The 12,012-nt window shown below is 34.9% G+C and carries 13 protein-coding genes; 11 read left to right on the plus strand and 2 right to left on the minus strand.

The features are described from left to right. The first annotated feature begins 587 nt into the window (after positions 1-587). The 7 genes from AAC073_RS15155 to AAC073_RS15185 all read left to right on the plus strand — a co-directional run bounded on the left by AAC073_RS15155 (position 588) and on the right by AAC073_RS15185 (position 4,217). Positions 588-845: a hypothetical protein gene (locus tag AAC073_RS15155; RefSeq protein ID WP_242067690.1), complete on the plus strand. Its 258-nt coding sequence runs from the start codon at positions 588-590 to the stop codon at positions 843-845. 1 nt (position 846) lies between these two features. Continuing rightward, positions 847-1,005, plus strand: a complete 159-nt coding sequence (locus AAC073_RS15160) for a hypothetical protein (protein WP_339924630.1) — start codon at positions 847-849, stop codon at positions 1,003-1,005. Positions 1,006-1,176: 171 nt separating this feature from the next. Further along, positions 1,177-1,521, plus strand: coding sequence for a hypothetical protein (locus tag AAC073_RS15165; RefSeq protein ID WP_339924631.1), 345 nt, complete (start codon positions 1,177-1,179; stop codon positions 1,519-1,521). Between the two features lie 549 nt (positions 1,522-2,070). Then, on the plus strand, positions 2,071-2,286 hold the full coding sequence (locus AAC073_RS15170) for a hypothetical protein (RefSeq protein WP_339924632.1): 216 nt from the start codon (positions 2,071-2,073) through the stop codon (positions 2,284-2,286). After that, positions 2,283-2,579, plus strand: a complete 297-nt coding sequence (locus AAC073_RS15175; protein ID WP_339924633.1) for a type II toxin-antitoxin system RelE/ParE family toxin — start codon at positions 2,283-2,285, stop codon at positions 2,577-2,579. The genes AAC073_RS15170 and AAC073_RS15175 overlap by 4 nt, the downstream gene beginning before the upstream one ends. A 443-nt stretch (positions 2,580-3,022) precedes the next feature. Then, positions 3,023-3,664, plus strand: a complete 642-nt coding sequence (locus tag AAC073_RS15180) for a hypothetical protein (RefSeq protein ID WP_339924634.1) — start codon at positions 3,023-3,025, stop codon at positions 3,662-3,664. A 394-nt stretch (positions 3,665-4,058) separates the two neighbouring features. Further along, positions 4,059-4,217 carry a hypothetical protein gene (locus AAC073_RS15185; RefSeq protein WP_339924635.1) on the plus strand — a complete coding sequence of 53 codons (159 nt, stop codon included), beginning with the start codon at positions 4,059-4,061 and terminating at the stop codon, positions 4,215-4,217. A gap of 146 nt (positions 4,218-4,363) precedes the next feature. On the opposite strand, the gene AAC073_RS15190 is transcribed toward AAC073_RS15185, so the two are convergent. Next, a complete protein-coding gene (locus tag AAC073_RS15190; RefSeq protein WP_339924636.1) occupies positions 4,364-4,594 on the minus strand; it encodes a hypothetical protein in 231 nt (76 codons plus the stop codon). Positions 4,595-4,924: 330 nt separating this feature from the next. Here AAC073_RS15190 and AAC073_RS15195 point away from each other — a divergent pair, with 330 nt between their 5' ends. After that, on the plus strand, positions 4,925-5,440 hold the full coding sequence (locus AAC073_RS15195; RefSeq protein ID WP_339924637.1) for a hypothetical protein: 516 nt from the start codon (positions 4,925-4,927) through the stop codon (positions 5,438-5,440). Between the two features lie 324 nt (positions 5,441-5,764). Continuing rightward, entirely contained in the window at positions 5,765-7,054 is a 1,290-nt protein-coding gene (locus tag AAC073_RS15200) for a hypothetical protein (protein ID WP_339924638.1), read from the plus strand. Here the strand turns inward: AAC073_RS15200 and AAC073_RS15205 are convergent. Continuing rightward, complete coding sequence (locus AAC073_RS15205; protein ID WP_339924639.1) at positions 7,047-7,364, minus strand: hypothetical protein; 318 nt, start codon at positions 7,362-7,364, stop codon at positions 7,047-7,049. The two genes, AAC073_RS15200 and AAC073_RS15205, sit on opposite strands and share 8 nt — an antisense overlap. Positions 7,365-7,855: 491 nt before the next feature. Here AAC073_RS15205 and AAC073_RS15210 point away from each other — a divergent pair, with 491 nt between their 5' ends. Together AAC073_RS15210 and AAC073_RS15215 are read left to right on the plus strand one after the other, a co-directional pair. After that, entirely contained in the window at positions 7,856-9,250 is a 1,395-nt protein-coding gene (locus AAC073_RS15210; RefSeq protein WP_339924640.1) for a VWA domain-containing protein, read from the plus strand. A 2-nt stretch (positions 9,251-9,252) separates the two neighbouring features. Next, positions 9,253-10,011 (plus strand): hypothetical protein, encoded by a 759-nt coding sequence (locus AAC073_RS15215; protein ID WP_339924641.1) that lies wholly within the window; start codon positions 9,253-9,255, stop codon positions 10,009-10,011. Positions 10,012-12,012 lie beyond the last annotated feature (2,001 nt).

The raw sequence follows: 12,012 nt of genomic DNA on the forward strand, positions 1-12,012 counted from the left end.
TAGCAGTTGAATAGTTAAATTGCTCCTGTAAAGATGGTCTAATAAAGCTTCCTGTTCCTTCAGCCATTTTTAAACTATTTTTAACAGTTTTCTTTAAATTATTAGTCTATTTACTGGATACTTTGCTTGGAGTGCTTAATTTACAAGGAAAACAATCGAAAAGTGTGGGTGCATATTTGATATATACGCAACTCCTAGGATAAATAGGTGTATATATTTTTGTTGGGCCTGAGCAAAAATAATACCGCAATTAGCAGAACCACTATTAAAAAGTTAACCCCAAAAAGCCATCTAAATTTCGTATCTTCGGATAAATGAAAAAACAAAAAGATATTGGACATTCTTTTATAATTGACCGGCTTACCGACTCGATTTTCAACACTATTTAGGGCGATAGTTTCAGAACCGAAGTTTCTATCCTAACCAAAACCGACCTGAAAAATATAACCTCAAAAAACGGATGGAATTTTGATTGGAAAGCTGAACTCAACGACCTGAAAAAAGAAACCTACAAACTGACAATAGTCAATAATCCAGATATTGTTCAAGGTCTTTTAAGTATACAAAGGGAAACTGACCATATTTTCATGAACCTGCTCGAAAATGCCCCATTCAACATAGGAAATGAAAAACTTTACGAAGGTGTCGCTGGTAATCTTGTAGCTTTTGCCTGTAAACTTTCCTTTCAGTTGGGATTCGAGGGTTTCGTAGCCTTTACAGCAAAAACGAAGTTAATAAAACACTATGAAGAATCATTGGGAGCATCTAATGTACGTGGGCAAAAAATGATTATTCCAACACATTCGGCAAAGAAATTAGTAGATAAATACTTTAAAACCAAATAAAATGGGACACGTCAAAGAACCTAAAGGAGTTGACTTCATTATAGAAAGTGAACCCTTGACAGAAAAAGACAGAAAAGAAATAAGCAAGTTTATAGTAGATTATAAGTCAGCGCATAAAAAGAAACCACGAACACAAAAAAGGAAGAAACAACCGAGCTAAAATGAAAGCCGACCGCACACACATTACCTAAGAAAATATAGGGAAAATCGTTCACCAGAGTAAAATTTATTATAGATACTCACTTTTCGGTTTATACTTTATTTAGTAATTTGAATGCTCTACGTTTCTTAGCTTGACGTTGACGTACATTTATATACAAACTAAAGAAGTATGCTCGATTTTTCTACCAAACTAAAGCAAGTTTTTTCTTGGGCAGCAGCTATTGTTATCATGGTTGTACATACTTATTTGGCTTTTAAGATTTTAAATGTATTTACTAACGATACGAATTGGATAGAAATCGCAAAAGAACACACAGCAGCTACATTAGGCATTCCTCTTGCTGGGACCGCCTCCTTGTTTTTAGTGCTAGTTCTCCGAATAATTTCAGACCAAGTAGCATTTAAAATATTCAATATTGAGTTTAAGGGTGCTGCAAGTCAAGCAATTATCTGGGTATTTACTTATTTGGTAGTAATTTTTTCAATATATCTATTGTGGCCCTTAGCCAATTAAAAAATATAAAACGCGCTACAACAATTAAACCTCAATGATGCGATTAAGCCTTCGGTTTATTGGACTTTTAAGTGGTCAGGATTAGGACTTAATCCTCTGGTGGCTTTATATGAAGAGGATTTGTTGTCGAATTTTAGAAAGATGTAAAATTATTAAAAAGTGCCTGAAAGTATGATCTAATAAACTTTATGTTCTTTTTTGCCATTTCTGGACCATTTTTAACAGGTTCCATTAAAACATTAGGATATTCAATGGATTCCTTGTGTAAAATCCTTAATTTACTAGAATAAAAAACCGAAATAGCGAAAAGGTTGTCCGGCTTCGGTTTTTAATTAAATTTACGAGTGGGAGCTGGAAGAGAAGGTCGTGCTTTTAAAGGGCAAAAAAATGCATAATTCCCACATTAAGATTTTAGTAATTTGTACAAGCTTTAGTAGTTCTTATATTGTATTCTTCAAACAGAAGATATCTCAGTTTCACTTCTCATAAGCTAAAAAAAATTAAAAAGTACACTATTATTAATAATTTGGTAACATAAAATACAATCTTATGTCAAAGGTAAAAGACAAACTTATAGATCAAATTACATCTTTAAACGATGAGGAGCTATTGGAATCAATATCAAATATGGTGAGTCAATTAAGTGCTGATGGAACGATCGAATTGTCGGAAGAAGTGCAGCAGGAGCTAGAAAAAAGAAGCACAGAGATTAAAAAAGGAAATTTCATGACAAACGAAGATTTGGTAAAGAGATTTAACAAATGAAATTGAAAACAATTTGGTCACTAGAAGCAATTTATGAATTTGAAGCTATTTGTGAATACTGGGACAAAAGAAACAATTCAAATTTATATAGCCGTAAATTGTTCAAATTAACTCAAGAAGTTATTAAAATAATTGAGAAACACCCCAAATTGGGAGTAAATTCAAATTCAGCGAATATAAAAATGAGACTTGTTGAAAATAATTACTATTTAGTTTACAAAATTTGCGATGAACACATTGAAATTTTAAAATTTTGGGACACTAGGCAAAATCCGAAAAAGAGAAAATTTTAAAAAACACGAGAGGTAATTGAGTGATTGGCTACTAACTAAAAGCTTACAGAGTGTCCTTTACGATTTATCTCGAATATAGGGGACATGGTATCCTTAAAAAAATAGCCTAAGTAGAACATTTTCCATGTCTGCTTTTTATTTAGAGGTTTTTTTCTTTTAAACATGTGTTGGTCTCAAACTGATCAGTTTTAGCTTTATGTGCAATTAAAGTACAATTTGACACTGTGTAAATCTCGCATTAATTGTCTACCCTCTGCAGCAAATCCTTTAATCATTTCCAGACCATTTTCAGCAGTTTCCATTAAATTTTTAGTCTATTTACTGGATACTTTGTTTGGAATGCTTAATTTGACAGAGAATCAATTAAAAGAGTGGGGGCATTGTTGATATATACGTAACTGTTTGGATAAACTTACTTATATTCAATTGTTCACACTAATAAAATGAAAGTACCGGAGAAGATAAAATATAGCATTCGGATAATTTTGATTTTAATGATAATCTTGTTGAATTGGGTTTTCATATCCATATTTATATCAAGTAATGAATATGAAGAATTAGTTTATCACAATGGAGGATATTTCTATAGTATGCTGACATTTCTTTTGATTGCGATACATGGTTCGTTTAAAAGGAAATCAATAGTTGAAGATTTAGATAAAATACCAAAAGAAAATGACGTTAATACTTGCATTGCTGACCAAAGGAAAATTATTATTCTTTCGACTTTAAGAACTTCATATTTATATGTGGCATTTGGATTGATTGAGATTGGATTGTATTTCGTGATTAAAGGTTTGACTTCTAGAGAAATTGGAGAACTATTATTTTTTGGATTTGCATTTGTGTTTTTTAGACCGTTAATTGAAATAACTAGATTTTATGTTCTTAAAAAAAAGCAAGGCTATCCTAAACTGACAATGAGTTATATTATTTCAAACAACCAGATTATGGTAAAAGGGCAAGACGTAGATAAGATTATTAATTTTAAAGATATTGTATTGACAGAAATATTTGACGATTTGATATATGTTAAAACTCAGATTGAACCCGAAAATTTGATATTTAAGATTAGGGATAAGTAATTATTGGTGATAACATGCGGTCATAAAACATTGTGCGGAAAGTGCTATATTTGAATGAAATAACATTTAATCAACGTTTTAGTGGGCTAGTAAGTTTGTGCTTTGAAATGCGCAACGGTTTTATACCGCCTATCGTTGTAGCCAATTGAAAAAATGAAGCCTTTTCAAATTAAATATAGTATCATAAGTGAAATCCGACACGGTTCATCATATAATTTGGCGGAATTGGAAGTTATTGGAGTAAGCAAGTTCGCGATTAAAAAAAAATAACGGATGGCAGGACAAACACACTTGGTCGCCTGATGGGAAATTACTGGCTCAAATTAAATGGGACTTAATAAATAATACCCCTGGCTTTATTATAGTTCTATTTGATTCAGAAAAAGGAAAAATAATGCAGACAGACCGCATAGAAGGATGTTGCAATGCATTAAGATTGAATAAGGAATCAGATATTGAATACGAAACATTTACCAAAGTTTCCAAAGATGGAATAAAGGAAGAATATGGTTTTGTGAAAGAAAAAATTAAAACTTGCTATAACAATCGCTAAAAAATAATAGCTGGATTTTGGGACAGCAACGCTTTTTAGCGTAGTGTTGGCATATATTTGAATGAAACACACATTAGAATATAAGATTTTAAAGCATTTATCAGAAAATGATAATGGTAAATTTTTAGATATTGCGGAAATCGAATCTAATATTGATTTATTAAAAAGTGTAATTTCTGACTTAAAGAAAGGAAATTAATTTTAACAAAACCATATCCTAGAATTCCATGGGATTCATCTACTAAAGGAGTAATTGGTAGTAGCCCATCTGATAAACCTGAAAAATGTAAAATAAAATTATCAGGTAAAGAATACTTAGAATCTCTAAAACCGCAACCTATTCCAAAATTCCAAAAAATATATTTACCTTTTTTCATTCTGTTTGGTTTGTTTGGTGTTTATAAAACATTTCTTCCTTCAATTATAAAATCTGATTACGAGAATTTAAAATATCAATCTGAAGTTTTTGAATCTCAAGTTGATTCTCTAACGAATGAATCTCAGATTTATAAAGATTCTCTCGCACAATTGAACCAACAACTAAAGTTATATAAAAAACAGTCCATAATTGACTCTTCACAAACCAAAAATTATTATGATGTAAATAAATAAACGGATTTAAACGACTGCCTGATTTAAAAAATGGTTGCCCAATAACTAAGCATTCTGGCAGCTGGAACAGCCTAGTCTGAATGCAATGTTGAACCTTGAATAATTTTAAGGTAAATTTCAATACCCCTTCCACAAGCTTAGGGACCAGTTTTTGGCAATGTGGACTGTATAGTGTGTTTGAATTAGACCAGTTAGAGGAAATGTTGTACGGCATACAGCTAAATGGGAATAAGGAGAAAAATACGATCTTCTTTAAAATTGCTAATAAAATGGAAACCAGTAAAGTATATCTCTGTAGAGTGGAAAGGTCGAAAATAAACGGTAATTATACCGTTTGGTTACCGGAACAACCTGATGATGATTTTGTCTATAGGTTGGTGGATAAATATGATTTATTGCAAGGGGAACTGTGGGAAATCCTTTTGAAAACCGGTGCCAAGGATAGCAACTTTGATGTTTCAAAGGTATATTTTGCCCCTGAAGGAGATGTCTTTGTCTCCTATACCAGCGATTATGAATTGAGTAAAAACATGGAGAAAATGCTTAATGAACTGATTTTAAATCCCGAGTACTTCACTAAATTGGTCCACCTAAGCGGATTTAAATTGTAATTGGCAGTAGTGCAGGTTACTTGTTCACTGGTTTTCCGTTAATCCAAAGGTATTTTGAATTCGTCTCTCTTTTCTGAGCCATTCATCTTTGGCCATTAATGGGTGAGTTATCCAGGTATTTTTCAGAGGCTATAATTTTTCCCCCATCCAAGTATAGTGACCGGCTTTTTCAACCATTATTTGAAGCTGTGTGGTTTGCCCAAGCTGTTTTACCACCGACCTTATTAGTATTCAGAATTGTCTATAAGATTGTGCTATTGGTAAGCTTATTATTATTGACATTTTTATACCTTTAGCATTATCCGCTATAAAAGGTATTCTATCATGGTTTTACGTGCGCTTATCCTTCTTGTTTTTTCCTTTTCCATAGTCAATTTTGCCCAGGCACAAGTAAAATACAATAGGGTGGTGTTTAAACCCAAGCCCTATGTAGAATACCATCCCAATGGCAATGTTTACAAAAAAGGTTTTGTGAATGCCGACAAGCAATTCGTTGATACGCTAGCCATTTTCTTTCCCTCCGAAAAATTATCGATGACTGCCGTTTACGACAATGGGGTGCTGAATGGGGTATGCATTCATTACAATGAGGATGGCTCAATTAGTAGGGCAGGGGAATATGTGCAAGGCAAAAAAGATGGCTTATGGGTCTATAATAACTATGCTGAATCTAAAGATGGTCTTCCCTATAGCTTCTCTGTGAACTATAAAAACGGCCAACTTCATGGAGAGACCATCCTTTATGAAGGAACCCATAAAATCCGCTCCGTACATGCATTTTTAGGTAAACCCGCACCTAATAAAAAATGGGAAATGTACTATGATAATAGCGATAATTTATTGGCTGTAGGCTTTATTTCCAGTGATAATCAATTCACCTTGCGGGGCATATATACGGAAGATGGGGAGTTTGTAGACAAGGTTGGGGTCAGTAAGGATAAAACCGAAATTTTTCTAGAAGCAATGCGAACGTTTTTTAAGTCCATCCCTAAACAAGAAAAAAAACCGGAAACTAAGGTCACCTATGAGACAAAGACAGTTACACATAAATCAGTTCCATTTAGCACGTATCATGCCAATGGGAAAATTCATGAGAAAGGCTACCGAAATGCCAAGGAACAGCTTGTTGGAAAGCTACTAACCTATTATACTTCCGGCACTCTAAAATCCGAAATGTACTATTTCAATGGAGCGCTTCAAGGTGATTGTACGCATTATAATGAGGAGGGTACCATTAAAATGAAAGGCAAATATGCCAAAGGTAAAAAAGAGGGTTTATGGATTTATCCTGACTATATCAAGAATAATGAAGATAGATTTAGTTATGAGGTGCATTACAAAAACGGCCTGCTCCATGGAGAAACCTCATTCATCAGAGGAGATGAAAAATTGATATTGATAACAGCTTCCGAAGGAGTACTGCTTGGGAAATGGGAAAGCTATTATCCAAATGGTTTCCCATCAAGCTCCGGATTAGTGAGTGCTGCCGGTGATGTCCTCACCCATAAAGTATTTGACAAAGAGGGAAAAAGGATGGTTACGATGTTTTCACCGCCTACACCCGAAAATTTAAGCAAGTCCATTAAAGATGTCTTTGCCACCATTCCTAAATAGTAAAGCAGGTAGGAGGTATAATGCATTTGTCGCCGATAAGATGGCAATAGTTATCCGAAGGAACGGGACAGTAAAGTGAAGGCAGTGGAAAGATACCTGCGGAAATCCAAAAGTAACACGAAGAAATGCAATTGTAGGCCGTAGGAACGAAGATGTAACCTGTAGGAACAGAAATGTAAGCTGTAGGAACGGAGATGTAAGCTGTAGGAACGGAGATGTAAGCTGTAGGAACAGAAATGTAAGCTGTAGGAACAGAAATGTAAGCAGAAGGAACTTGAATGTAACCTGAAGGAATGCAATTGTAAGCCATAGGACTGAAAATGTAAGTCTAATTTTTTTTTATTATCCTTTCAATTCAAGTACTAAGAGTGTGATTAATCTTGCATAATTGCCCTTACCCTAAATTTTATGAAATGATCCAATTGATCCTTTAATTAGCATTTTACGATTTAGCGGCTAGAAAGAATAAGCATTTTCGCAGGAGGGATATTTAAGTTAAAGCATAAACTACAGTGATCAGATAAATTTTGAAGCAAAAAGGGTCAGATGTTAATGGTTTTAGTTTTAGAATCCGACAGGTACGAAGTCGAATAACAACTGTACCTGAGCCAGTCTATAAACCTATAATCCTTTCAAGAATAAAATTGAGTAAGGCTAATGTTTTCATATAAGTGCATGACAGATAGGGTATAATAAAATATAATTGCTATTTTAGATAGACTAACACATCGAAGTAGCCTTTTACAGAACATCTTACAGAGGCCATTTCGCCAACATGATTTGCAAATCAAATGAACCCTCATGAAAAAGATAACCCTCCTTTTCCTGACCCTATTTATTGTGCTGAATACCCAAGGTCAAAATCAGGAAAACAAAGCCCCAATAATTTTTATCTATGATGCAAGTGGTTCCATGTGGGGACAGCTGCAGGGCAAAACCAAAATGGAAATTGCCGCAAATGCCTTGAGCAATACTGTAGAAAACCTATCCGAAAATCAAAAATTAGGCCTTGTAGCCTATGGTCACCGGAAAGAAGGGGACTGCGAAGATGTGGAATTTATGGTGGATGCAGCCTCCGGCACAAAAACGGAAGTAATAACAGCTGTCAAAGGAATCAAACCCCTTGGCAAAACACCATTGGCCTATTCTGCTGCTTTGGTCATAGATAATTTGAGAGCGTCCAAGCAGAAAGCTACCATTATCCTTATTACCGATGGCATAGAATCCTGTGATGGGAATATTTGTGAAATAGTTCAAGCAGCTAAAGAAGAAGGCATTGACTTTAAGTTGCACATCATTGGTTTTGGTTTAAAGGAGGAGGATACCCAACAATTGAGGTGTGCGGCAGGAGCAGGAGATGGGAGCTACTTTACTGCGGAGAATGCAGAGAATTTAGGTGAAATACTTAATCTAGCCACCGCCGCTACGGTGGACAAGCCTGACAACAACTTTTCGGTCTATGCCCTTAAAAATGGCAAGCCATTGGATGTCTTTGTCAAAGCTTATGATATTGTTGCCAAAAGGAGACCCATCATGCTCAGGACCTACCAAGACACCGGTTACTTTTACCTTCCTCCAAGTACCTATAATTTTGAAGTGATGCCTTTGGAAGGGAGTGATGTTGATGGTATTACTATTGAAAATATTGAAAGTCATGAAAATGGCATGGGCCATCAAACCGTCACTTTTGATGGAGGTACATTGGATGTCTTCATTTCAAACAATGGAGCCGGCTGGGACAGTATGATAAAAATTCTCAATTCACAGGATAAAGTCATTGCTACTGCCAGAACCTATGGTGTCAATAAAGAAATAGAGGTCAATCCTGGGGTTTACCAAGTGGCCATTCAAGCCTTGGTAATAAAAGGAATGCACACTAAAACTGAATTGGATAGCATCGTAATTGCTGCCGGTAAATCATCTCCTTTACGTTATGATTTTAAAACGGGTAAAGTTGAAATCTATGCAAAAGTAGCTGGAGAGGATATCGATTCTATAGTAACTGTAACTGAAGAGCAGGGTGGAAAAAACGTAGCAAGCGGAAGAACGTATAATAAAGGCACAAAATTTATCTTGAATACAGGTACTTATAAAGTCCATGTGCGTCCATTGGGAGCAAATAAGGAGAAATCACCTCAGACTTTTAGCATAGAAGTTAAGGAAGGAGAAACAATTGCAAAAGCCTTGGATTTCTAATTATGAGACATTATAGAAAATACTTACATCCCTTAGCGTTTATTGTTAGCCTGCTGTTTGGTATTTCCTTTATCGTTTGTGAGATTAACCCCATTCTTGCTGATAATGAAAACAAGCCCATTCCAATGGCACCGTTAGCGTTTGAGACAAAAGCTTTTTCTTTGGTTTCCAACATTTCAATTTCAAAGGAAAGAGTGGAAATAGCAACTAATGGGATCGGTTTCTTCAAACCCAATTATTATGAATATCCTACCCTTTATTTTTACGGCAATGTAAACCTTGAAAAGGGTCTGACCGAACACATGCCGATGGATAGTCTGGTTTTCACTAAAAACCAATACGGGGAACCTACCACTTCTTATGCACCTCCCTGGCTTTACCCCGAACACCTTAAACTGGATTATGGGGTCTTGTATTTCAAAGTTTTAGGCATTGGCCATGATTTCATCAAGGTGGTAAGCAATAAAGCCAATGGACAAATAACATACTTGGATAAGAACAAGGGAAAATTCTTTTCTTGGCCTGAGTTCCTTATGACCGTAAACAGTGTGGAAACCAATGAAGCGCATTCAATACAAATTCACCTTAAACCTTTGGACCATTCGGGAACAGTTCCTTTGGAATATGAATTTATCAAACCCCTGATTGTAAATGATGAGTGGCTTTATGGTAAATTTGTTGATGACCAACTCAAGGAAAAAGGGAAAGGATGGATTAGATGGAGAAAAGGGAATGAATTGCATATCAAGTTTTCTTTTTAGTTAAGAATCCAGGGTATGAGATTTTGTCAGCATTGTTGCAAAAAAAAAGCAACAATACCGCCAAAATCAGGTTGTGCTTATTGCTATTACCAAGGCTTGACAGCCTTGCCTACAAAAATATCACTCCTCCGGAGTTTTGGGTAACAGTAAAATCCACCTGATCGGTATTTAAATCAATAGAGAATCAGATAGCATTCTAATACATCGGTAAAAAGCAATGTTGTGTAGTTAATTTAAACAAATGCTCTTATTTTTTATTCTCGGCCTTATGGAAAGATTTACATTTAGCCTTGACTTTCTTGGTTCGTTTTTGTGTCAAGACAAAAATGAACAGGAAGAGATAAGGGTAACCAATGGTTTAAGCTTTAAAACATCTTGAGAGGTTAATTTATGCTCATAATTTTATAAGATAGACGAAATTTTAAGAACTCTCAAAAAATTTCCTAGGCCAACTAACTTGAAAGATTTTGTCAGCATTGTTGCAGAAAAAAAGCAACAATACCGCCAAAATTGTATAATGTGCATAAACCGAACCACGGGCTGCACCCTTGGCTGATATATTGCGCCCCTTTTGGGCTGGGAAATGAAGAGAACGACGCCTCATTCCATTATGATTTATTTAAAGAATCGGCAATAAATAACGTTAGGGAGTTAATTTTTATCAGTGCTATTTTTTATTCTCGGCCTTATGGAAATTAGTAAAATGATTGCTCAATGGCGTTAAGAACAAAAAATCTGTCTGACGCCTTTTCGGCGGAGTTTTTTTTTGTTTAGCCAGTGAGTATTCATTTTGCGTTAAGATTTACATACCGCCTTGACTTTTTTGGTTCGTTTTTGTGTCAAGACAAAAATGAACAGGAAGAGATAAGGGTAACCAATGGTTTAAGCTTTAAAACATCTTGAGAGGTTAATTTATGCTCATAATTTTATAAGATAGACGAAATTTTAAGAACTCTCAAAAAATTTCCTAGGCCAACTAACTTGAAAGATTTTGTCAGCATTGATGCAAAAAAAAGCAACAATACCGCCAAAATCAGGTTGTGCTTATTGCTATTACCAAGGCTTGACAGCCTTGGCTACAAAAATGTCACTCCTGCGGAGTTTTGGGTAATGGTAAAATCGACATGCTCGGAATTTAAATCAATAGAGAATCAGATAGAATGCTAATACATCGGTTATAAATTACGCTAGGTAGTTAATTTTAATTGATGCAATTATTTTTTATTTCGGCCTTATGGAAATTAGTAAAATGATTGCTCAATGGCGTTAAGAACAAAAAATCTGTCTGACGCCTTTTCGGCGGAGTTTTTTTTTGTTTAGCCAGTGAGTATTCATTTTGCGTTAAGATTTACATACCGCCTTGACTATTTTGGTTCGTTTTTGTGTGAAGACAAAAATGAACAGGAAGAGATAAGGGTAACCAATGGTTTAAGCTTTAAAACATCTTGAGAGGTTAATTTATACTCATAATTTTATAAGATAGATGAAATCTTAAGACATCAAAAAAACAACCTAGGCGAACCATTTGAAAGATTTTGTCAGCATTGTTGCAGAAAAAAAGCAACAATACCGCCAAAATCGTTTAATGTGCATAAACCGAACCACGCGCTGCACCTGTGGCTGTTATATTACGCCCTTTCAGGGCTGGTAATATGGGGAAAATGAATCCACTTAACCTATAAAAATTTACCTAAGCCTTTAAAGAGTTAGATGGAATTCTGAAAACTCGAAAATAAATTACGCTAGGTAGTTGTTAATTTAAACTAAGGCTCTTATTTTTTATTCTCGGCCTTATGGAAATTAGTAAAATGGATGCTCAATGGCGTTAAGAACAAAAAATCTGTCTGACGCCTTTTCGGCGGAGTATTTTTTTGTTTAGTCAGTGAGTATTCATTTTGCGTTAAGATTTACATACCGCCTTGACTATTTTGGTTCGTTTTTGTGTGAAGACAAAAATGAACAGGAAGAGATAAGGGTAACCAATGGTTTAAGCTTTAAAAC

The sequence above is a fragment of the uncultured Cyclobacterium sp. genome (assembly GCF_963977555.1).
Classification (GTDB): domain Bacteria; phylum Bacteroidota; class Bacteroidia; order Cytophagales; family Cyclobacteriaceae; genus Cyclobacterium.